Origin of the sequence: Bradyrhizobium sp. CCBAU 11430, assembly GCF_028128855.1 — a bacterium.
GTDB lineage: Bacteria > Pseudomonadota > Alphaproteobacteria > Rhizobiales > Xanthobacteraceae > Bradyrhizobium > Bradyrhizobium ottawaense.
The window spans coordinates 34,703-56,158 of sequence record NZ_LBJV01000046.1; the positions used below are offsets into that span (position 1 = coordinate 34,703).

The 21,456-nt window shown below is 65.3% G+C and carries 19 protein-coding genes; 10 read left to right on the plus strand and 9 right to left on the minus strand.

Annotated elements, in window-relative coordinates; genetic code table 11:
- The first annotated feature begins 117 nt into the window (after positions 1-117).
- From XI04_RS12360 to XI04_RS12390, 7 genes are all read left to right on the plus strand, one after another.
- Positions 118-1,773, plus strand: coding sequence for a bifunctional metallophosphatase/5'-nucleotidase (locus XI04_RS12360; protein ID WP_038972683.1), 1,656 nt, complete (start codon positions 118-120; stop codon positions 1,771-1,773).
- A 133-nt stretch (positions 1,774-1,906) separates the two neighbouring features.
- On the plus strand, positions 1,907-2,836 hold the full coding sequence (locus XI04_RS12365; RefSeq protein ID WP_028144213.1) for a histone deacetylase family protein: 930 nt from the start codon (positions 1,907-1,909) through the stop codon (positions 2,834-2,836).
- A gap of 74 nt (positions 2,837-2,910) precedes the next feature.
- Positions 2,911-3,162, plus strand: a complete 252-nt coding sequence (locus tag XI04_RS12370) for an exodeoxyribonuclease VII small subunit (protein WP_038950541.1) — start codon at positions 2,911-2,913, stop codon at positions 3,160-3,162.
- Positions 3,163-3,767: 605 nt separating this feature from the next.
- Positions 3,768-5,696 carry a 1-deoxy-D-xylulose-5-phosphate synthase gene (gene dxs, locus XI04_RS12375; RefSeq protein WP_028144212.1) on the plus strand — a complete coding sequence of 643 codons (1,929 nt, stop codon included), beginning with the start codon at positions 3,768-3,770 and terminating at the stop codon, positions 5,694-5,696.
- Between the two features lie 116 nt (positions 5,697-5,812).
- The gene (locus XI04_RS12380; RefSeq protein ID WP_028144211.1) at positions 5,813-6,367 is read left to right on the plus strand and encodes a nucleoside 2-deoxyribosyltransferase; all 555 of its coding nucleotides are present in this window, start codon (positions 5,813-5,815) and stop codon (positions 6,365-6,367) included.
- Between the two features lie 27 nt (positions 6,368-6,394).
- On the plus strand, positions 6,395-7,129 hold the full coding sequence (locus tag XI04_RS12385; RefSeq protein WP_038972681.1) for a TlyA family RNA methyltransferase: 735 nt from the start codon (positions 6,395-6,397) through the stop codon (positions 7,127-7,129).
- Positions 7,122-8,369, plus strand: a complete 1,248-nt coding sequence (locus XI04_RS12390) for a class I SAM-dependent RNA methyltransferase (RefSeq protein ID WP_212476192.1) — start codon at positions 7,122-7,124, stop codon at positions 8,367-8,369. Before XI04_RS12385 ends, XI04_RS12390 begins: the two co-directional genes overlap by 8 nt.
- A gap of 34 nt (positions 8,370-8,403) precedes the next feature.
- Here XI04_RS12390 and XI04_RS12395 read toward each other — a convergent pair whose 3' ends face one another.
- The 5 genes from XI04_RS12395 to XI04_RS12415 are packed head-to-tail and all read right to left on the minus strand — an operon-like array spanning position 8,404 to position 13,337.
- Positions 8,404-9,255: an ABC transporter permease gene (locus tag XI04_RS12395; RefSeq protein ID WP_028144208.1), complete on the minus strand. Its 852-nt coding sequence runs from the start codon at positions 9,253-9,255 to the stop codon at positions 8,404-8,406.
- A gap of 2 nt (positions 9,256-9,257) precedes the next feature.
- Complete coding sequence (locus tag XI04_RS12400) at positions 9,258-10,106, minus strand: ABC transporter ATP-binding protein (protein ID WP_028144207.1); 849 nt, start codon at positions 10,104-10,106, stop codon at positions 9,258-9,260.
- Complete coding sequence (locus XI04_RS12405) at positions 10,103-11,149, minus strand: ABC transporter substrate-binding protein (RefSeq protein WP_271610136.1); 1,047 nt, start codon at positions 11,147-11,149, stop codon at positions 10,103-10,105. Before XI04_RS12405 ends, XI04_RS12400 begins: the two co-directional genes overlap by 4 nt.
- A gap of 41 nt (positions 11,150-11,190) precedes the next feature.
- Positions 11,191-12,405, minus strand: coding sequence for a CaiB/BaiF CoA transferase family protein (locus XI04_RS12410; protein WP_212476194.1), 1,215 nt, complete (start codon positions 12,403-12,405; stop codon positions 11,191-11,193).
- Positions 12,402-13,337, minus strand: a complete 936-nt coding sequence (locus XI04_RS12415) for a hydroxymethylglutaryl-CoA lyase (protein ID WP_271610989.1) — start codon at positions 13,335-13,337, stop codon at positions 12,402-12,404. Before XI04_RS12415 ends, XI04_RS12410 begins: the two co-directional genes overlap by 4 nt.
- Positions 13,338-13,531: 194 nt before the next feature.
- Between XI04_RS12415 and XI04_RS12420 the strand changes: the two genes are divergently transcribed.
- Both XI04_RS12420 and XI04_RS12425 read left to right on the plus strand, forming a co-directional pair.
- Positions 13,532-14,338: a GntR family transcriptional regulator gene (locus XI04_RS12420; RefSeq protein ID WP_244429205.1), complete on the plus strand. Its 807-nt coding sequence runs from the start codon at positions 13,532-13,534 to the stop codon at positions 14,336-14,338.
- Between the two features lie 95 nt (positions 14,339-14,433).
- On the plus strand, positions 14,434-15,528 hold the full coding sequence (locus tag XI04_RS12425) for an Acg family FMN-binding oxidoreductase (protein ID WP_152103348.1): 1,095 nt from the start codon (positions 14,434-14,436) through the stop codon (positions 15,526-15,528).
- Here the strand turns inward: XI04_RS12425 and XI04_RS12430 are convergent.
- Complete coding sequence (locus XI04_RS12430; protein ID WP_038950553.1) at positions 15,525-16,157, minus strand: hypothetical protein; 633 nt, start codon at positions 16,155-16,157, stop codon at positions 15,525-15,527. The genes XI04_RS12425 and XI04_RS12430 overlap by 4 nt on opposite strands.
- Positions 16,158-16,286: 129 nt before the next feature.
- A complete protein-coding gene (locus tag XI04_RS12435) occupies positions 16,287-16,619 on the minus strand; it encodes a VOC family protein (protein WP_244611293.1) in 333 nt (110 codons plus the stop codon).
- Positions 16,620-16,862: 243 nt separating this feature from the next.
- Here XI04_RS12435 and XI04_RS12440 point away from each other — a divergent pair, with 243 nt between their 5' ends.
- Complete coding sequence (locus XI04_RS12440; protein ID WP_271610138.1) at positions 16,863-17,636, plus strand: enoyl-CoA hydratase/isomerase family protein; 774 nt, start codon at positions 16,863-16,865, stop codon at positions 17,634-17,636.
- 38 nt (positions 17,637-17,674) lie between these two features.
- On the opposite strand, the gene XI04_RS12445 is transcribed toward XI04_RS12440, so the two are convergent.
- Both XI04_RS12445 and XI04_RS12450 read right to left on the minus strand, forming a co-directional pair.
- Positions 17,675-18,310 (minus strand): hypothetical protein, encoded by a 636-nt coding sequence (locus tag XI04_RS12445; protein WP_028144198.1) that lies wholly within the window; start codon positions 18,308-18,310, stop codon positions 17,675-17,677.
- A 198-nt stretch (positions 18,311-18,508) separates the two neighbouring features.
- A complete protein-coding gene (locus XI04_RS12450; protein ID WP_271623701.1) occupies positions 18,509-21,367 on the minus strand; it encodes an autotransporter outer membrane beta-barrel domain-containing protein in 2,859 nt (952 codons plus the stop codon).
- Between the last annotated feature and the right edge of the window lie 89 nt (positions 21,368-21,456).

Here is a 21,456-nt window from a genome sequence, read left to right on the forward strand (position 1 = left end):
GAGAGGCGTGGGCACGCTTCGCTTTGCCCACCCTACGATACTGAGGTCGGGAAGAAGACCTGCACGTTCACGACAATCCTTCGTGAAATCTTCGCGCGGACCGACTAATCTTGTTCCATGCGATACCGATCCATCCTCGCCGCCCTCACTCTCGCCTTCGCCCTCCCCGCCTCGGCCCAGACCGCCGCGCCGGTCGAGCTGCGCGTGCTCGCGATCAACGATTTTCACGGCAATCTGCGGCCGCCGCCGGGCGGCATCCGCATCGCCGATCCCGAGGACGGAGCCAGGAAGGTGATGGTGGCGGCCGGCGGCGCCGAATACATGGCGACGCTGGTGAAGCAGCTGCGCGAGGGGCACAAGAACACGATCTTCGTCGCCGCCGGCGACCTGATCGGTGCGAGCCCGTTCCTGTCGGCGATGTTTCACGACGAGCCTTCGGTCGAGGCGCTTTCGCTGATGGGTCTAGCGATCAGCTCGGTCGGCAATCACGAGTTCGACGAGGGCAAGACCGAGCTGCTCAGGATGCAGAACGGCGGCTGCCATCCGGTCGACGGCTGCCAGGGGCCGCATCCGTTCACGGGCGCCAAATTCCGCTATCTCGCCGCGTCCACCATCGAGACCGCGACGGGCAACAGCGTGCTGCCGCCCTACGATATCCGGGAATTCGACGGCATCCCGATCGCCTTCATCGGGCTGACCTTGAAGGAGACCGCGGGCATCGTCTCGCCATCCGGCATCGCCGGGCTCGAATTCCGCGACGAAGCCGCGACGGTGAATGCGCTGGTGCCGCAGCTGAGGGCGCGCGGCGTCGAGGCGATCGTGGTGCTGATCCACCAGGGCGGCGAGCCCGCCGGCGACTACAATGAATGCCCTGCCATTACCGGGCCGATCGTCGACATCGTCAAAAAATTCGACCGCGCCGTCGACGTCGTCGTCAGCGGCCACACCCACCGCGCCTATGTCTGCGACATCGACGGGCGGCTCGTCACCAGCGGCGACAAATACGGCACGCTGGTCACCGCGATCGATCTCAAGCTCGATCCCGTAACCCGCGACATCGTCAATGCCAAAGCCGAGAACGTCATCGTCGCCAATGCCTCGCTGGCGAAGGACACGGAGCAGACCGCGCTGATCGAGGCCTATGACCGGCTCTCGGCGCCGATCGCCAACCGGCCGGCCGGATCGGTGACGCAAACGTTGTCACGCGTGCCGAACGAGGCCGGTGAAAGCGCGCTCGGCAACGTCATCGCGGACGCGCAGCTTGCTGCGACCAGGGACGCCAAGGATGGCAGCGCTGTCATCGCACTCACCAATCCGGGCGGCATCCGCACCGACATCGTCCCGAAGGAGAACGGCGCGATCTCCTTCGGCGATGTTTTCGCCAGCCAGCCGTTCCGCAACCGCCTCGTCACGATGACCCTGACCGGCAACCAGCTCAAGGAGATGCTCGAGCAGCAATGGCTGGACCCGAAGCGGCCGCGGATTCTCCAGGTGTCGAACGGGTTCAGCTATGCCTGGGATGCGTCGAAGTCATTCGGCGAGCGCGTGATCGCCGACAAGATGATGCTCAACGGCAAGCCGATCGAGCAGGCCAGCGGCTACCGCGTCACCCTCAACGATTACCTCGCAGTCGGCGGCGATGGTTTTACCGTCGCCAAACAAGGCACGGCGCCGCAATATGGCGGCTACGACGCGGACGCGCTGTTCGCGTTCTTCCGGGCGCACGGACCGATCGGCCCGCTGCCGCTGAGCCGCATCCTGCGGGTGAATTGATCCGGATCAAACGGGCCAGAATGGGACGACCCTTTGCCATTCCCGTTCAAACGCATAGATTGGGATTTGCATTGCGTTTTGGCGCCGGATGCGCCAAGCGACGTCGAAAGCCCGCATCCATGAGGCCGACCTGATGAGCACGCTTCTCCTTTCCCACAAGGCCTGCCTCGACCATGTCACGCCGCCGGGACACCCTGAAAGGCCGGATCGCCTGCGTGCGGTGGAGGAAGCGCTGTCGCATGAGCGCTTCCAGTTCCTGGTACGCGACCAGGCGCCGGAGGGCGATCTCGATCTCGTCACGCTGTGCCACAACGAGCACTACGTCACCGAGCTGCGCCACATCGCACCGAGCAGCGGGCAGGTCTATATCGACGGCGACACCTCGATGTCCCCTGGCACGTGGGAAGCGGTGATGCGCGGCGTCGGCGGCGCGGTGGCGGCGACCGAAGCGGTGATGGCGGGCGAGCATCGCAACGCCTTCGTCGCGGTGCGCCCGCCCGGCCATCACGCCGAGATCGGCAAGCCGATGGGCTTCTGCTTCTTCGACAACGTCGCCATCGCCGCCCGCCACGCGCAGCGCAAATACGGCATCAAGCGCGCGGCCATCGTCGATTTCGACGTGCATCACGGCAACGGCACGCAGGACATCTTCTGGTCGGACCCGACCGTGATGTACTGCTCGACGCACCAGATGCCGCTGTTTCCGGGCACCGGCGCCACGGGCGAGCGCGGCGACCACGACACCATCGTCAACGCACCGCTCGCCTCCGAGGACGGCGGGCCGGAATTCCGCTCCGCGTTCGAGAATTTGATTCTGCCGCAGCTCGAAAAATTCAGCCCCGAGCTTGTCGTCATCTCCGCCGGCTTCGACGCGCATTATCGCGATCCGCTGGCTTCGCTGAATTTGCGCGCGGAGGATTATGCCTGGGTGACGCGCAAGCTGATGGATCTCGCCGACAAGTCCGCGGGGGGGCGCGTTGTTTCGGTGCTCGAGGGCGGCTATGACCTGCAAGGACTGAAAGAATCTGTTACGGCGCATGTCGGCGCCCTGATGGGCGCCTGACGACGCCCGCCACATTAAGCCCGCAAAACCCGCCTTCACTGCAAGGAAAGCGAATCGGGCAATCGGAAACGGATATGGCCGAAAATACTCAAGTCGACGTCTCCAGGCTTACCTTCGAGCGCGCGATCGAGGAACTCGAAACGATCGTGAAGCGGCTCGAGGACGGCAAGGTGCCGCTCGAGGAATCCGTGACGATCTACGAGCGCGGCGAGGCGCTGAAGCGCCGCTGCGAGGAATTGCTGCGCCAGGCCGAGGCGCGCGTCGACAAGATCACCAGCGATGCCAGCGGCCAGGCCACCGGCACCGCGCCGCTGGACGTGCAGTAGGAAAGCCGAGACTTTCCCGCTCAGTCTTCTGATGGCAGCCCCGAAACGTCATCACGTGGCCGCCCGCATCGATTTCACGATCGCACGGCGCTATCCCGCTGAGCGCCGCGGTTCCGTGCAGGCGGATCGGATGCCGCCCCTTCCGGAAATCGGTCCTTCAGGACCAAAAAAAGATCTCATTCAGGCGAAAAAGCCTGCCAGGGGACCCGGCAAGGCTGGAACCCATTGTCCCGGGCCACGGTTAACCACTCTGGCCCGCCGGTTGCATCTGCATACCCCCAATCGGTCCTGCGGGTTGGCTTTGGCCCAAGCTTTGGTGTAAAGCTGCGCGGAGTGTGGCTTTTTGCAAGCCTTGCGTGGGCAGAGAATTCCGACGACAAGCGCTTCAAACTGCTAATGAAATTGGCTGGGACGGACGAAGCCGATCTAAGTGACAGGGATCACAGAGACTGAACCGGAGCGCACTTAAGCTTACCTAAGCTTGAAGACGGGGCCTTGCCCCATGCAGGTGGCTCCGACGGTTTGAGGACTCGCGCTGCGCCGATATTGTGCAAACCCATCGCGCACCGGAATGACCTTCCGGCGCTGACAAATTGGAAATCGCCGTGAACGCATACAGTAAAACGCCGCTTCTCGACACCATCCGGACGCCGGACGACCTGCGCAAGCTCAAGATCGAGCAGGTTCGCCAAGTCGCCGACGAGCTGCGGCAGGAGACCATCGATGCCGTCTCGGTGACCGGCGGTCACTTCGGCGCGGGCCTCGGCGTGGTCGAGCTGACCACCGCGATTCATTACGTCTTCGACACGCCGCGCGACCGGCTGATCTGGGACGTCGGCCATCAGGCCTATCCGCACAAGATCCTCACCGGCCGGCGCGACCGCATCCGCACGCTGCGCACCGGCGGCGGCCTGTCCGGCTTCACCAAGCGCAGCGAGAGCGATTACGATCCGTTCGGCGCGGCGCATTCCTCGACCTCGATCTCCGCCGGCCTCGGCATGGCGGTGGCGCGCGACCTCTCCGGCGGCAAGAACAACGTTATCGCCGTGATCGGTGACGGCGCGATGTCGGCCGGCATGGCCTATGAGGCCATGAACAACGCGGGTGCGATGAACTCGCGCCTGATCGTCATCCTCAACGACAACGACATGTCGATCGCGCCGCCGGTCGGCGCCATGAGCGCCTATCTGTCGCGGCTCTACTCCGGCAAGACCTATCGCACGCTGCGCGATGCGGCCAAGCAGATCAACAAGCGCCTGCCCAAGATCATCGCCAACCGCGCCAACCGCGTCGAGGAATATTCCCGCGGCTTCATGATGGACGGCGGCACGCTGTTCGAGGAGCTCGGCTTCTACTATGTCGGCCCGATCGACGGCCACAATCTCGACCATCTGCTGCCCGTCCTGAAGAACGTCCGCGACATGGAGACCGGCCCGATCCTGGTCCACGTCGTGACGCAGAAGGGCAAGGGCTACGGCCCGGCTGAAGCCTCCGCCGACAAGTACCATGCCGTCGTCAAGTTCGACGTCGCGACCGGCACCCAGGCCAAGGCCAAGCCGAATGCGCCGGCCTACCAGAACGTGTTCGGCCAGAGCCTCGTCAAGGAAGCGCAGAAGGACGACAAGATCGTCGCCATCACCGCGGCGATGCCGTCGGGCACCGGTGTCGACATCTTCAACAAGGCCTTCCCCGACCGCACCTTCGACGTCGGCATCGCCGAGCAGCACGCGGTGACCTTCGCCGCCGGTCTTGCCAGCGAAGGCTACAAGCCGTTCTGCGCGATCTACTCGACCTTCCTGCAGCGCGGCTACGACCAGATCGTGCATGACGTCGCGATCCAGAACCTGCCCGTCCGCTTCGCCATCGACCGTGCCGGCCTCGTCGGCGCCGACGGCGCCACGCATGCCGGCTCGTTCGACAACGCCTATCTCGGCTGCCTGCCGAACATGGTGATCATGGCGGCGGCCGACGAAGCCGAGCTCGTGCACATGGTGGCGACCCAGGTCGCGATCGACGACCGTCCGAGCTCGCTGCGCTATCCGCGCGGCGAAGGCCGCGGCATCGAGATGCCCGAGGTCGGCATTCCGCTCGAGGTCGGCAAGGGCCGCGTGATTCGCCAGGGCAGCAAGATCGCCCTGCTCTCCTTCGGCACGCGCCTCGCCGAATGCGAGAAGGCGGCCGATGAGCTCGCAGCCCACGGCCTGTCGACCACGATCGCCGACGCGCGCTTCATGAAGCCGCTGGATACCGAGCTGGTGCTCAAGCTTGCCCGCGACCACGAGATCCTGATCACGATCGAGGAAGGCTCGGTCGGCGGCTTCGGCTCGCATGTCGCGCAGTACCTGACCGATCAGGGTGTGCTCGACACCGGCATGGTCAAGTTCCGCTCGATGGTGCTGCCCGACGTGTTCCAGGACCACGACACCCCGGCCGCGATGTACGGCCGCGCCGGTCTCGACGCCAAGGGCATCGTCGCCAAGGTGTTCGAGGCGCTCGGCAAGGACGTCAAGGCCGAGACGGTCAAGCTGGCTTGATCGTGGCTTTCTTCACCTCTCCCGCTTGCGGGAGAGGTCGCGACAAAGGCGCGGGTGGGGAAGCGCAGTTTCGCCGCGATTCGAAGCTTGCCTGAATTTCTCCGAAGCAGTCAGTCATGAAGATCTATCTGGCAGGCCCCGACGTGTTCCTGCCGGATGCAATCGAGATCGGCCGGCAGAAGGTCGCGATCTGCGGTCGCTACGGGCTCACCGGCCTCTATCCGCTCGACAACGCCATCGACCTCACCGCGCCCGATGCCGCACGGCAGATCTTTTGCGGCAACGAGGCGATGATGGATGCGGCTGACGCCATCATCGCCAATCTCACCCCGTTCCGCGGCGCAGGCGCCGATCCCGGCACCGTCTACGAGCTCGGCTACATGGCCGGCCGCCGCAAATTGTGCCTGGCCTATTCCAACGACGGCGCCGCCTATGCCGACCGCCTCGGTCGCTTCATGGAGGTCACCTCCGAGGACGGGCGGCTGGTCGATGCGCAGGGGCTGACGGTCGAGGATTTCGGCCACGTCGACAACCTCATGATGATCCATGCCCTGGAGCTGCACGGCTGCCCGCTGGTGACGCCGGCCGCGATGCCAATCGACGTCTGGCACGATCTGGCCGCGTTCGAGACTTGCGTCCGGATGGCGGCCGCGCGATTGATCGCTACATAAGCGACAAGCCCTGTCCTGGAGAGTCGATTGTCCCCTGCCCGCAAGCGCGCAGATGTATTGCTGGTCGAGCGCGGCCTGTTCGAGAGCCGGGCGCGGGCGCGCGCGGCGATCGAGGCGGGCCTCGTCACCGCCGACGACAAGCCGGTCGCCAAACCGTCGGAGACGATTGCCGAGGACGCCGTGATCCAGGCCGAGCCCGCGCACCCCTACGTCTCCCGCGGCGGCGTCAAGCTCGCCGGCGCGCTGGAGCGGTATCCCATCGAGATCGAGGATCATGTCTGCCTCGACGTCGGCGCCTCCACCGGCGGCTTCACCGAGGTGCTGCTGGCGAACGGCGCGAGCCTGGTGTTCGCCATTGACGTCGGCACCAGCCAGCTGCATGCCTCGCTGCGCGACCATCCCAAGATCGTGTCGATGGAGGCGACCGACATCCGCAGCTATGACGGCAAACGGCTGCCGGCACGGCCCGATGTCGTCGTCATCGACGTCAGCTTCATCTCCCTGAAGACCGTGCTGCCCGTGGCGCTGTCGCTGGCGGCAGCGCCGATGAGCCTGCTGGCGCTGATCAAGCCGCAATTCGAGGCTGACAGGAAGCACAACAAGAAGGGCATCGTCCGCGACGCCGCCGTGCACCAGGAGATCTGCGACGACATCGCCGCCTTTGCCGCCTCGCTCGGCTGCACCGACATCGAGATATTCCCCTCGCCGATCACGGGCGGCGACGGCAATATCGAATTCTTCCTGGGCGCGCGTCGTGGTTGAGCGCATCAGGATCGATCATGTCGGCCATCGCGGCGACGGCGTCTGCCTCGACGCCGGCGAAGCGATCTACGTGCCCTACACGCTGGGCGGCGAGACCGTTGAGGTCGATCACGTCGTAGGCAACCATCCCGACCGCCGCAAGCTGCTCGCGGTCGACGTCCCGAGCCTCGAGCGCATCGAGCCGTTCTGTCCGCATTTCGGCGTTTGCGGCGGCTGCGCCATCCAGCACTGGTCGACCGAGCCATACCACGCCTGGAAGCGCGGCATCGTGGTGGAGACGCTGGCGCAGGCCGGCATCGATTGCGAGGTGGCGCCGCTGGTCGATGCTCATGGCGCCGGCCGCCGGCGTGTCACGCTGCACGGCCGGTTCGGCACGCATGACATCCTCAAGGTCGGTTTCTCCGCGACGAGCTCACACGACGTCATCCCGATCCATCGCTGCCCGATCCTCGATCCCGCACTCGACGGCGCGCTCGACGCCGCCTGGGCGCTGGCGGAGCCGCTGACGTCCAAAATGCCGGTGACCAAGCCGCTCGACATCCAGATCACCGCCACCGCCAACGGCCTCGATGTCGACGTGCGTGGCTCCGGCCCGCTGCCGACGCCGCTCGTCACCGCGCTGTCGCGCGTCGCCGAGCAGCACCGCCTGGCGCGGCTGACGCGGCATGGCGAATTGGTGCTGCAACGCCTGGCGCCGACAATAAAGATGGGCCGCGCAGAGGTGACGCTGCCGCCGGGCTCGTTCCTGCAGGCGACCGTCGCGGCCGAAGAGACGCTGGCAGCGCTCGTCGCGGAACGCATCGGCAAGGCCAAGGAGGTTCTCGACCTCTTCTGCGGCGTCGGGCCGTTCGCCTTGCGGCTCGCCGAAAAAGCGCGCGTCACCGCCTATGACAACGACGCCGGCGCTGTCGCAGCGCTGGCAAAAGCGGCGCGCACGCCGGGCCTGAAGCCGATCAAGGCCGAGCCGCGCGATCTGTTCCGCCGCCCCCTGGTGCCGCCGGAGCTGCGCGGCTTCGACGCCGTGGTATTCGACCCGCCGCGCCAGGGCGCGCAGGCGCAGGCGCTGAAGCTCGCCGCGAGCAAGGTGCCCGTCGTGGTCGCGGTGTCCTGCAACGTCGCAACCTTTGCCCGCGACGCGCGGCTGCTGATCGACGGCGGTTACAAGATCGACGCCGTAGTGCCGGTCGATCAGTTCCGGCACACGCCACATGTGGAGCTGGTGGCGCGGTTTAGCCGGTGACGTTGCACGCGCCCGCTCACCCTCGTCCGGGCCGCTATGCTGACGGCTCGAATTGCGGCTGCCATCGCAACAAATAGGACTGCAGCGAGCGCACCGCGATCGCCAGCAGGATGCCGACGAACATCATGACGAAGATCGCGACCATCATCTCGCTGGCATTGGCGCGCGCCTCCGCTTCGATGATGAGCTTGCCGAGGCCGCGCTCGGCGCCGATGAACTCGCCGACGATGACACCGATCAGCGCGAAGGACACCGCCGGCAAAAGCGAAGCGAACACCCAGGCGAGCGCGGACGGGATCACGACGGTACGCAGCACGGTGAATTCGCTGGCGCCGAGCAGACGGGCGGCCGCGATCTGGTCGCGGTCGACCGCCCGCGTTCCCTCGAACGTGTTGAAGAACACCACGAAGAAAACGACGAGCCATGCGGTCGCGATCTTGGAGAGGTCGCCGAGGCCGAAGATCAGGATGACGAGCGGCACCAGCGCAATGCGCGGTATCGAGTTGAGCGCCACGATGTAGGGCCCGAACACGCGGGCAAGGAAGTCCGAACGGCCGAGGATCAGGCCGGCCGCGATGCCGCTCGCTGAGCCGAACAGAAAGCCCCACCAGGTATTCTTCAGCGTGACGAGCGTGGCGAGCCACAGATTGTTGTCGTTGCCCCTGATGCAGGCGGCAAAGCCGCCGGCGTCAGAGAAGCAGCCGAGCCGCAGAAAGCTCTGCCAGATCAGCGACGGCTTGGCGACGAAATAGGGATCGAGGATTTTGGGCACGTAAGCCCTCGGCAGCAGCGCCTTGCTCCATTCGAAGCCCCACTGCCAGATGACGAGCACGGCTGCGAGAATGGCCAATTGCCAGAACAGGATTACGGTGCGGCTGTTGGACATGGTCAGTCGGCCCTGGTGCGGCGGAATTCTTCGCCGAGGGAGTGCCAGATGTGAGAATAGAGGCGGCCGAATTCGGCGCTCTCGCGCACGGAAACGGGATCGCGCGGCCGCGGGATGGCGACGTCGAAGTCCTCCTTCAGGCGCCCGGGCCGCGCCGAAAGCAGGATGATGCGGCTCGCCAGCGTCAAGGCCTCGCCGAGATCGTGCGTCACGAACAGCACGGTCTGCCGCTCGCGCTCCCAGATCTCCAGCAGCGTCTTGTGCATCTCCAGCTTGGTGTGGGTGTCGAGCGCGCCGAACGGCTCGTCCATCAGCAGGATCTCAGGCTCCAAAATCAGCGTGCGCATCAAGGCGACGCGCTGACGCATGCCGCCGGACAGCATGCGTGGAAAGCTCTGCGCAAAGCCCGAGAGCCCCGCCTTCTCGACCGCCGCAGCGACGCGCCCGGCGCGCTCGGCCTTCGGCAATCCCGCGATCTCCAGCCCATAGCCGATGTTCTGCTCCACGGTTCGCCAGGGAAACAGCGTATCGCGCTGGAAGACATAACCGACCCTGGGGTTGACCTTGCCGGTCTCGACGGTGTCCTGATCGATCAGGATACGTCCACCCGAGCGCGGCAACAGCCCCGCCACCATGTTGAGAATGGTGCTCTTGCCGCAGCCGGACGGGCCGAGCAGCGCGACGAACTCGCCCTGCTTGACCTCGAAGGAGACGTCATCCACTGCCACGAACTCGTGGCCGGACGCGTTGAAGCGCTTGGCAAGTCCCTGCACGGCGATGCGGGTGCGTGCCGCTGTCGCTTCATCCTCGTCGCGCGCGAGCGCAAGACCCTGGCCCGGCGCGGCGATCATTTGTACTTCGCCCTGGCTGCCTGGAGGAAGCTCATGTCGACGACATCCTCGTATTTGGTCTCGGGAATATCCGTGCCCTTGCGGTACCAGGGCTTGGCGCCGCGTTCGAACGCGGGCTTGTCGATGACACCGTCATAGGCCCAGGTCGACTTGTCGAAACCGAGCTCGGCGCTGACCGCATCGGGGTCGATGCCCGAGAAATACTTCGGCGTGACCAGCGCCTGCACCTCCGCGAGCGGCGCAGCTTTCACGAACGCCATGGCGCGGTAGATCGCATTGACATAGGCCTGCACCAACGCCTTGTCCTGCTCGACCGTGTCCTGGAGCGTGTAGATCACGAGCACGGGCAGCGCGCCGCCGAAATCCTTCTCGAACACGCCCGGCTTGGACGTGTCGTAGATCGTCCTGCCAAAGACCTTCTTTTCGACCTCGACGATCCAGCTCGGCGGCGCCATGATGGCGTCGAACTGCTTGGTCTGGAGCGAGGGGAACATCGTGTTGGGCCCCCCGCCCGCGACCCAGTTCACCCTATCACCGAGCCCGCGCGCCTCGAACACATAGGTGCCGAACACCCAGGTGCCGGAGCCGATGGCGGTGGCGGCAACGATCGGCTTGGCACCGTCAGGCCGCTTGTAGTCGGCAAGCTTCTCGACCGAATTGATCCCGCTGTCGTAGAGGTCCTGCCGGACCATGATGTTGGCGTAGGAGCACACCATCTCGGTGGCGAGCAGGATCTTGCAGGGCTTACCGCGGGCGCCGAGCTGGAGCGGGTGGCTGGCATCGCCGTGCGCGAACAGTGCCTGCCCCGCCGCCAGCGTCTGGCGTCCGAACGTCCCGGCATTGCCGGTGACGAGCTTTGAATCGAGCCCCTCGTCCTTGAAGTACCCCTTCAGCTCCGCAATCATGCCGATGGCGTAGACAGGCGACACCGGTCCGAAGGCGAGCGAGACCTGCTTGCTTTGCGCAAGCAATCGTCCCGGCAACAGCGATGCTCCGGCCAATGCGGAGCCCGCGATCAGCGCCTGGCGCCTGGTAATGCTCATATGCTCCTCCTCCCTTGTCTCTTGTCCGATACGCCGATCGGTCAGGACGGCGCGACCTTGATCGTCCCTGCCTGTCGCAGCGTGTCGATCTCGTCCGGAGACATGCCGATCTCGCTCAGGATCTCGCTGCTATGCTCGCCGATCCCAGGGGGATCATAGCGGTTGGGCAGCCGCCTTCCGTCCATGGAAATCGGCAACAACGGCGTCTTGGCCTCGTTACCGTCGGGCAGCCGAATGGCGGTCAGGCCGCCGGACTGGTTGAGATGCGGATCATCGAAGAGATCGCCGGGCTTGTTGACCGGCGCATAGGGAAGATCGAGCTGCTCGAGGCGCGCGGCAAGATCGGCCTTGTCCCACTGCTTGAAGATCTTCGCGATCTCGGGGATCAGCCAGCCGCGATGATCGACGCGGTCGTTGCTCGTTGCAAAGCGCGGATCAACGAGCCAGGCTTCACGATCGAAGGCGCGGCAGAACGCCTCCCATTGCTCTTCACCGACGATGGTGACGAACAGCTTCGAGCCGTCCCTGGTGTCGAAGAGATCGTAGACCGGCCATGGGCTGTCCTTGATCGAATACGGGATCGACGGCTGGCCGCTGACCACCTCGCACATCATGGCCTGCGCCATCAGGAACACGTTGTTCTCGTACAGCGCGCTCTGGATGTAGCGCCCCCGGCCGGTGCGCTGCCGCTCGGCCAGCGCAGCCTGGATCGCGATCACGCCGAACATGCCGCCCATGACATCGTTGACCGAGGCCCCGGCACGCATCGGGCGGTCAGGCAGGCCGGTCATGTAGGCAAGGCCCCCCATCATCTGCACCACCTCGTCGAGCGCGAGGCGGTTCTCGTAGGGGCCGGGCAAATAGCCCTTGAGCGAGCAATAGATCAGGCGCGGCGCGAAGGCCGCGACGCTCTCGTAGTCGAGGCCGATCCGCTTCAACAGGCCCGGCCGGAAATTCTCGATCAGGACGTCGCTGTTCTCGATCAGCCTGCGTGCGACGTCCTGGCCTTCCGCGGTCGACGTATCCAGCGCGATGCTGCGCTTGTTGCGGCTGTAGGTGGCGAAGAAACCGGCGGCTGGGCCCTTGAAAGTGCGGGTGCGGTCGCCCTTGGGCGGCTCGACCTTGATCACGTCGGCACCGAGATCGGCGAGGATCAAGCCGCAGCTCGGCCCCATCACCATCTGACTGAACTCGATGACACGAATGCCGGCGAGCGGGCGAAGCTCCGATGCCGTCTCACGCGCAACCGGCGTCATGCCGCGCTCCGCAGGACTTTGGGAATGCCGGCCTCGTGCAGATGCCCCGACAAGTGTTTTGCCGGGATATGTCGGGCGAGAATCTCGCGCGTCTGCATCAGACGGTCGAGGTCGATGCCAGTGGAGAGGCCCATGCGCTCCAGCATGAACACGAGGTCCTCGGTGACGATGTTGCCGCGCGCACCGGGGGCAAAGGGGCAGCCACCGAGGCCTGACACGGCGGCGTCGAAGCGGCGAATGCCGGCTTCGAGACCGGCGACGGCGTTGGCAAGGCCGGCGCCGAGCGTATCGTGCAGATGCAGCCGCAACGTCATTTGCGGCCCGACCTCGCGTCGCACAGCTGCAACGATCTGGCCGATCAGCTTTGGGGTGGCGTAACCAACGGTGTCGGCAAGCCCGATCTCGTCGGCACGGGCCTCGGCAAAGGCGCGCGCCACCCGGCACACCGCCGCTTCACTGACCTCGCCTTCGAGCGAGCAGCCGAAGGAGGTGGAGATCGCGCCCATCAGCTGCGGCCGCTGCCCCACGGGCCGAGCGTCGATCGCGGCGCGAACCGCGCGAAATCCCTCGATCTGCTCATCGACCGTGCGGCGAACATTGGCCTGGTTGTGCGTCTCGCTCGCCGAGATGACGAAATAGATGGCGTCGACACCGGCGGCGATGGCACGCTCGGCGCCCTTCACGTTCGGCACCAGCGCACCGATGGCTGCCGATTTGTGCGTGAGCGCGTGCGCCATCACCGTATCGACATCGGCGAATTGCGGCACGACCTTTGGCGGCACGAACGAGCCGGCATCGATCTCGCGCACGCCGGCAGCAGCGATCGTGTCGATCAAGGCGCATTTGGCTTCGGTCGGAACGAAGATGTCGAGATTCTGCAGACCATCGCGGGGAGCGACCTCGCAAATATGGACATCCGGCGCGCGTGCCATCGGGCTCTCCCTCGGTCGATTGTATATTGTTGCATAAAAGAACAATCCATGGGACAGTCTGTCAAGCCCTAAACTTTGCGTGCACTGCAATGACTGCATCCGACAGTTCCCGACAGCGCGGCACCCGAACCGACGGTTCCGAACGCGCCGAGCACCTCGCCGGCCTCATCATGGCGTTCGCCCGGCGCGAAGGCATGAAGGCCGGCGACCGCTTGATCGAACAAAGGCTTGCCGACGCGCTGGACCTTTCACGCGCGCCGATCCGGCTCGGCCTCAAGGCTCTGGAGGCCGCGGGGTTGGCGCGCGGCGAGCCGCATCGCGGCTTTGTGCTGGCCAAGAATCCCACCAGCGGCGCAGCCCAACCGGCGCTCGCCGCAGTCAGGCGCAACGAGCAGGTTTATGCGTCCGTCGCAGGCGACGTGCTCGCGAGCCGGCTGCCGACCGACGTTACCGAGGCGGAGCTGATGCGCCGCTATGACGTCACGCGGGCCGAGCTGCAGCGGCTGCTGGACCGGATCGCCGCCGAGGGCTGGATCGCACGTCTGCCGGGCTATGGCTGGCGTTTCGCAGAGACGGTCTCGAGTCCCGAATCTCAAGCACAGGCCAAGGCGTTTCGTGCGGTGATCGAGCCGGCGGCAATCGCGCAGCCGGGTTTTGCCCTGCCGCAGGAAGTGATCGTACGTCTGCGCGAGCGCCAGCAGCGCGTCTTCGAAGGCGAGCTCGAGAAGATGACGATCGGCGAGATCTTTCACTCCGGCTGCGAATTCCACGAAGACATCATCCGCGGCGCCGGCAATCCCTTTTTTCTCGAAGCGCTCAGGCGCGTGAACTCGATCAGACGCCTGTTCGCCTATCGCAGCTTCGCCGACCGCGACGGCATGCGGCGTCACGTGCGCGAGCATCTGCGCCTGCTCGACATTCTGGAAACCGGGCGTTATGCCGAAGCGGCGGAACTGATGGCCAAGCACCTGCAGCGGCCCCTGGTGGCGGGCTTGTCGTGATGCTCAAGCCAGGATTCCCTGGACCCGCCATCCGATCTTGATTCCGCTCAATCGTTCTGGCGCCCGTTGGTGCTAGAGGCTTGCTGTGCAAGGGCATGGAGCGGACGTTTGTGGTTGACCGGCGACAGTTCATCGGGGCCGCGCTCGGGTTGCCCGCGGCTGCGATCGGCGGCTTCCCTGCCGCAGGGGCAACGATGACCTATGACGAGGCAGTGACGACGTCTCGGGCTCCGCTGCAGGCCGTGCCGAGGGATCGCGAGCTCGTGCGCTTTGCCATCCTCGCCGCCAACAGCCACAACACCCAGCCGTGGATCTTCTCCGCTCGCGGCAACGAGATCGCGATTGCACCGGACTTCACGCGCCGCTGCCCGGCCGTCGATCCGGACGATCATCACCTCTTCGTCAGTCTCGGCTGCGCCGCCGAAAACCTCATCCTCGCCGCATCCACGCTGGGCTGGCGCGCCGATCCGGTCATTGACGGCGACCGGATCGTGATCGCGCTTGAGCAGGCCCCGCCGGCCGCATCGGCGTTGGCGGCCGCGATTCCGGTCAGGCAATGCACCCGCGCGGCGTTCGACGGCAGGCCGGCCGCAACCGAGTCCTTGCGCCAGCTCGAAAGCGCCTGCCGCGAACCTGATGTCGCGGCCATCCTGATGACCGAGCGCGCCGCGATCGCCGGGGTCACCGACTATGTGCTCGAAGGCAACTCCGTGCAAATGCGCGACAAGGCCTTCATGCGCGAGCTCGTGAGTTGGATTCGCTTCAACGAGACGGAGGCGCTCGCGACCATGGACGGGTTGTTCTCGCCCGCCTCGGGAAACCCGTCTCTGCCGTCATGGCTGGCACGGCCGCTGCTGAAGTTCTTCTTCACGGAGCGCAGCGAAAACAAGAAGTACCGGGAACAGCTCGCCAGCTCTGCGGGCGTCGTCGTGCTCGCGGCGGATCGCAGCGATACATCGCACTGGATTGCGGTCGGCCGCGCCTGCCAGCGCTTCGGCTTGCAGGCGACCGCGCTCGGGCTCAAATATTCCTTCGTCAACCAGCCGGTCGAGGTGGCGGCGCTGAGGCCGCAATTCGCGGCCTCAATCGGACTGGGCGAGCGGCGTCCCGATATCGTGATGCGTTTCGGGTACGGCCCGGACCTGCCGAAATCGCAGCGGCGTCCGCCGGAGCTTGTGATGCGATCCTAACGCCGAAGGCCGCCCAGGACCGGCGACTCGCCGGGCAGCATGTTCGATCTGATATCGCTGTCCATGCGACCCGAGTCCTGCTGGATGAAACCGGCGCCGAACGACAGACTGAGGTTGGAGGTCGGTTTGAACTCGACGCCCGCAAATGCGCTGGTGCCGGGTACCGCGCCCGACGTCAGCGGCGCCACCGAGCTGCCGATGCCATTGCCATATTTCAACGTCTCGAAGCCGGCAAAGAACGTCACGGGCAAGCCGCCAGCTGTCTTGGTGGTGTAGCCGAACTGCGTGCTGTCATAGGAGAGCGCGCTGAAATTGCCGGCAAGTCCGCTCTGACTAAGCCCGGTCTGACTCTGCCCGGTCTGACTGAGCCCGCTCCAATTGAGGTTGCCGCGCTGGCTGCCGACGAAGAAGCCATTCGCAAAATTAGTGCGCCCGCCTGCGTCACCGGCATTGAAGCTTGGAAAATTGCCGTAAGGATCCGAGCTCTGGCCATCGCTGCCGCCAAAGCCAAACGGTCCGCCCGGTATGACATACCTCAGCGGTGCAACTTGCGCATCAACGGAGGTGCCGCCGAGCCAGAGCACGGCGAAGATAGCTGCAAGACCGCATGAAGTTGCAAGGCGGGACATTCAGGTAACCTTCGAAAACCTCGCAAATCATACCCTCCGGCGATGAGGAATGCCAGCAAGGCTGCGCCGGCATCGCCTCAGCCGGGTTCCGGGATACCCATGCCGAAGGTGAGCTGATTGCCATCGGCATCAACGATGTCGAAATCGCGCATGCCGTAATCGCGATCCTCCGGCTGGTTGATGGCCTGGCGCCACGGCCGGACAATTCGGCATAGAGCTGGTCGACGTCGCGGACGAAAATGCAGAGGCCGCCCTGCCCGGGCAATCGTTTCGTCCTGGCCGCTGCAAGCAGATGCAGAGCGACAACGTCGCGGCAGAGGCAGGCATAGGACAAGGGCGCACACCATATTCGAAGGTGACCTCGAACCCGAGCACGTCGCGGTAATAGGCGAGGCTCGCGGCGATGTCGGAGACGACGAAGACGGTGGCGGAGCCGGCCATCATGGGATGTTCGTCGGTCATCTGTCCTCTCCAAGTCGCGAGCAATCTCCCGCACGCAGCCTAGCATGCGCGCCCGAGGTCTTGCACGGGTCGCGCCGCAACGTAAGCTGGTCATGAAGCGGGCCCTCTTGCCGCTGACGATCCCGCATCTGACGGAACGGACTGACGATGTCTGGCGGCTGATCGGCGATGGCCGCCCGCGAAGTCTTGCGCAAGATCGAGGGGCAGTTGAAGGCGCTGCCCCAATGAAGCATGGAGAACTCGGTGACCTCTGACAATCCCGTCGCCTACGAATGCGTTGGCAACATCGCCCGCATCACGCTGTGTCGCCCGCCCGTCAATGCGCTGAGCCTCGAGATGATCCGCGCAGTTGTTGCCGCCTTCCGCCGCGCTGCGGACGACGACGGCGCACGCGTGGTCGTGCTGGCGAGCGCAATTGCAAAACGTTTTTCGGCGGGCCTCGACCTCGACATCCTGCTTGGCAGATCCGGCGCCGAGATCCGGGAATTCCTCCAGGCGCTCTATATCGACCTTTACGATGCCCAGTACGGGCTCGGAAAGCCCTCGATCGCCGCGGTCGGCGGTGCGGCGCGGGGCGGCGGCATGACCATGGCGGTGTCCTGCGACGTGGTGCTGGCAGCCGAGAGCGCGACGTTCGGCTATCCCGAGATCGACGTCGGCGTCATTCCCGCGATCCACTACGCGCATCTGCCGCGCATCGTCGGACGACACCGCGCCTTCGAGCTGCTGTTCACCGGCCGGGTCTTCAGCGCCATGGAAGCACGCGATCTCGGCGTGGTGAATCGCGTCATCGCGGATGCGGAGCTCGAGGCCGAGGTCGCGAAGCTCGCTGCGCAGTTCACCGGCAAATCAGCCGCGGTGCTGCGCATGGGCCGCGCGGCCTTCATGCGCCAGATCGATCTCGACTATCGCCGCAGCATTGCAAGCGCCGTGGACGATTTCTGCATCGTCGCGACGTCGGATGAGGCGCAGGAGGGCTTGAGGGCGTTCGTGGAGAAGCGGACGCCGAATTGGTGAGGACAGCAGGCCCGGCGCGTGTTCGGGGCGCCGCGCGTTCAGGCGGTCCTGTCGACGGAGGACGACGTGTCGGCCGGCGGATATTTCGTCACCGGCACCATGAAGGATTTCGTGCCGACCTGGTAGATGACCTTGCCGTTCTGCCCGTCATCGGTCGCGATCTGCGTCTGCCCGAACATGATGACGTTCTTGTAGACGTAGCCGGTGCCCTGGCGCGTGACGCCGTCGGTGGTGACGCTGACCTGCGCTTCCTTGCCATTGACCGCGAGCACCTTGAAGCTCGCGCTCTTGCCGTTGGCGCTGGAATAGCCGCCCCAGCTTCCCATGAGGCGGCTGTCGGAAGCCGGCGGGGCCTGCTTCTCGAGATTCGCGGTCTGCTTGCCGGCGCCCCCGAAGGAGAACAGCATCACCATGTTCTTGCCGTCCTTGGTGCCGACCGTGACCCCGCCAAAAGTGATAAGTGTGCCCTGAACCTCGGCAAAGCCGCGCTCGGTGTGCCCGTTATGGGTGTACTCGACCTGCGCCCGGGCGCCGCGGATGTTCACGACCTTGAAGCCGACGGGCTGGTTGTTGCCCACCCAATTGCCCTTCCAGTCGCCGACCAGAGCACTCTGGTGATACAGCCGCTCGTTGGCGGGCGAAATCTGGTTGGTGCTCGATGTGACGGTGGCCATTGGACTGCTCGGAGACAGGTCTGACAAACCCGCTTTCGTTCGCCTCAGCAGATGTCAGGGTGCTGGCTCGAAACGGACAGAAACCACGCGATTAGGGACACGCGCCGGTTAACGATCGATTAATTTCAACTGCCGGGTGCGGTGGGGCAAATGATCTCATCTTCGGTAGGCGCGGGCATCGTCCGGACAACCCGAGTTCTAGAAGGCGAGCCTCAACCCGCCGCGCCCGCCATAAACCACACTCGAGTCCGACGCCTTCAGGTAGTCGCCAGAGACGAAGAAGCTGGCCGCGCCTCGGCTGAGCTCGAGGCCGCCTCCGCCCAGAACACCCCAGATCGTGTCGGCGCCCGGCGTTGCGAACGGAATGGCCTGGCCGAGCAGCGTGGCGTTCACCGCCGCACCGCCCACCCGTTGCGCGCCGAGCACGCCAACGCGGAGGCTCCCGGTGATCACCGCAAAGTCGGCGCTACGGATCGTTCCCGATAATTTCAGCTCAGCGCGCTCCTCGAGCTCCGACAGCCGGCGTCCGCCCACCGTCAGACTCGCCGTCGAAGCGCTCTCGTTGTAGCCGCCGAGGTTGCCGGCGAGATAGCGGATGCGTCCCACCGGGGTCAGCCGCCACGTCGTGCCGCCCATCTCGCCCAGCTCGATGTGACGCCCGAGACCGAGTTCGGGGATCGCGTACAAGCCGGCGTAGTCGCCCAGGGCAGTCTCGATCCCGGTCGGCGCCAGATTGTTGCTGACCACGCGGGAGCTATGTCCTGACAAGCGGCCGAGCTGGATCATCATGTCGAGGAAGGTGTCGCCGAACGTGCCGCGGGCGAAGGCGCCGCCGAACGCGACATCCGAGCTGACGCCGTTGAGATTGAGATCCTCCGTGCTCCGCATGGCGCCCGCGCCGACGAACGCGCCGAGACGAAAGAACGGATTGGCCTGCCAGTCTCCGCCGATGAAACCGCCCTGGAAGCGATTGACGGTGTGGAGCAGCGGGCCTGTTGCCGATTGATCTCGCTCGCCGGCGAAGCCGCGCGCCCACATGCTCACTCCGCCGCCATAGACGGCCGTCGGCCCCTGCGGCGTCATCACCGCGGCGAAGGCCTCGCGCGCGCCCTGCGCCGGTCTGACCCCCGTGGCGTAGCTCATCGCCGGTCTCGCAGCGGGCGGAGGCGGCTCCGCCAGCGGCAGCGCCGACGTCACCGCCGCGGAGAACGCCAGGATGTTGCGGTTGGTCGCCGCGAAAGGCGTGGGATCGACCGTGACGACCCGCGATCCCTGCACGATGTAAGGCCCCGCCGAAGTGACGGTCACGCCCGCGAGCGAGTTGAAAGTGTAATTGAAGTTGCCACCGCGGAAATCCACCCGATCGGCGCCGCCGCCGAGATCGATGCGGCCGATGATCCGGGAGCCGGCGAACGAAGTGAGCGTATCGGCCGCAGAACTTAAGGAAATCGCCAGGCTGCTGATATTCGCCGCCGCTATCAGGCCGGCATTGCTGATATCGGCCCTCAACGCATAGATCGCCGAAGCGCCGGGATCGCTGACCGACACCGTGCCGGTGTTGAAGAGCGTGAGATCGACGGTTGTGATCGCAATGCCCCGCCCCGCGATCGTGCCGGAATTGTTGATCACGGCGATCCCGGCATCGATCGCAACCGAGTTGGAGAGGATCGCGCCGGAATTGTCGATAGTCGCCGAGCTCACCGAAACGGCGGAGACGCTTCCCGAGACGGTGCCGCTATTGACGAGCTTGACGCCGGAAAACGAAGCGATGCCGTAGGAGCCGCCGGAAATGCTGCCGCTGTTGGTGATGTCGCCGGCCCCGACCAGGTTGATGGCCCGCAAATTCCCGACGATCGAGCCGGAATTGACGATGGTCGCGCTCGCGGCACTGAGGCCGTCGGAATTGCTGCGCACCAAGCCTGAATTCGTCAGCTTCAGGCTGCCGCTGAGATCGATGCCGGGGCCGCCGGTGGCGGTGATGGAGCCGGAGTTGGCGATGGTGGCCGTGGCGCCGTGAACACCTGACGTCACGCCGCTGATCGATCCGGAATTGGCCAGGGTGAGGGCCGTAACATCGATCGCCGCCGCGGTGGCCGCGGCGATCGAGCCCGAATTGGTGATGGCGGCGGTCGGTGCGAAGATCGCCGTCGTCTGCCCGCTGATCACGCCCGAATTGACCAGCGCGAGGTTGACGAATGCATCGATGGCGGTGCCGCCGGTGCCGCTGATCGTGCCCGAATTGACGATGTTGCCAACGTTGGTGAAGATGCCGAACTGGCCCGAAACGCTGCCGGAATTGTCGAGGTTCAAGGTGAAGCCGGAGGTCCCGATGCCGATGCTGGCGCCACTGATCGTGCCGCGATTGGCGATCGTTGCGCCCGCGGAATCGACGGCGGTGCCGCCGGACAGGATTGTGCCGCTATTGTCGATCGTCGCGCCGTTCACCGACAAGGCGGCATTGTCGCCATACACCAATCCGCGGTTCGCGAGCTTGACGGTGGAAAACGAGAGAATGCCGTAATTGCCGGAAATGTTGCCGCTGTTGGTGATGTCGCCAAAGCCGCTCAGGCTGATCGCCTGGCCGGACGTGCCGACGATCAAGCCGGAATTGGCAATGGTCGCAGTCGCCGCGTGGACACCGTTCTGGCTGCCTTGCACGGATCCCGAATTGGTCAACGTCAGGCTGCCGCTGAGATCGATGGCGGTGCCTCCGCTCGCGAAGATCAGGGCGGAATTGGTGATCGTGGCCGTGGCGCCGAGAACGCCGGACGTGACGCCGCTCACCGTGCCGCGATTCAGCAGGCTCCCGGTATTGAAGGTGATGCTCGCGGCACCCGCCGTGACCGTGGCGCCGGTGTCCACGGTGACGTTCAGATTGGTGAAGCCGGCACCGCCGTAGCCGCCCGCCGTCGCGCCAGTGCAGACGGCCGACACATCGTTTCCGGCCGCGGGCGTGCATGCGGCTTCGGCCCGTGCCGTCAGCAGCATCGAGACGGAAGCGCAGGCGGCGGCGATCGCCACGCAGCGTGCTGCTACGGCGCCAATTTTCGAAGCCATGTGTGCTGGGAATGATGCGGCAATTGCGTGTGCGAGATGGGAAACGAAGAGAAACGAACACTCAACTCTTAGGTTGCTTTGCAACGGCC

Excerpts from the sequence above, each read along its gene's own strand:
- XI04_RS12360 (WP_038972683.1), top strand. The coding sequence starts at position 118 with ATGCGATACCGATCCATCCTCGCCGCCCTCACTCTCGCCTTCGCCCTC.
- XI04_RS12365 (WP_028144213.1), top strand. The coding sequence starts at position 1,907 with ATGAGCACGCTTCTCCTTTCCCACAAGGCCTGCCTCGACCATGTCACG.
- XI04_RS12370 (WP_038950541.1), top strand. The coding sequence starts at position 2,911 with ATGGCCGAAAATACTCAAGTCGACGTCTCCAGGCTTACCTTCGAGCGC.
- XI04_RS12380 (WP_028144211.1), top strand. The coding sequence starts at position 5,813 with ATGAAGATCTATCTGGCAGGCCCCGACGTGTTCCTGCCGGATGCAATC.
- XI04_RS12395 (WP_028144208.1), bottom strand. The coding sequence starts at position 9,255 with ATGTCCAACAGCCGCACCGTAATCCTGTTCTGGCAATTGGCCATTCTC.
- XI04_RS12400 (WP_028144207.1), bottom strand. The coding sequence starts at position 10,106 with ATGATCGCCGCGCCGGGCCAGGGTCTTGCGCTCGCGCGCGACGAGGAT.
- XI04_RS12405 (WP_271610136.1), bottom strand. The coding sequence starts at position 11,149 with ATGAGCATTACCAGGCGCCAGGCGCTGATCGCGGGCTCCGCATTGGCC.
- XI04_RS12410 (WP_212476194.1), bottom strand. The coding sequence starts at position 12,405 with ATGACGCCGGTTGCGCGTGAGACGGCATCGGAGCTTCGCCCGCTCGCC.
- XI04_RS12415 (WP_271610989.1), bottom strand. The coding sequence starts at position 13,337 with ATGGCACGCGCGCCGGATGTCCATATTTGCGAGGTCGCTCCCCGCGAT.
- XI04_RS12420 (WP_244429205.1), top strand. The coding sequence starts at position 13,532 with ATGAAGGCCGGCGACCGCTTGATCGAACAAAGGCTTGCCGACGCGCTG.
- XI04_RS12425 (WP_152103348.1), top strand. The coding sequence starts at position 14,434 with ATGGAGCGGACGTTTGTGGTTGACCGGCGACAGTTCATCGGGGCCGCG.
- XI04_RS12430 (WP_038950553.1), bottom strand. The coding sequence starts at position 16,157 with ATGTCCCGCCTTGCAACTTCATGCGGTCTTGCAGCTATCTTCGCCGTG.
- XI04_RS12435 (WP_244611293.1), bottom strand. The coding sequence starts at position 16,619 with ATGACCGACGAACATCCCATGATGGCCGGCTCCGCCACCGTCTTCGTC.
- XI04_RS12445 (WP_028144198.1), bottom strand. The coding sequence starts at position 18,310 with ATGGCCACCGTCACATCGAGCACCAACCAGATTTCGCCCGCCAACGAG.
- XI04_RS12450 (WP_271623701.1), bottom strand. The coding sequence starts at position 21,367 with ATGGCTTCGAAAATTGGCGCCGTAGCAGCACGCTGCGTGGCGATCGCC.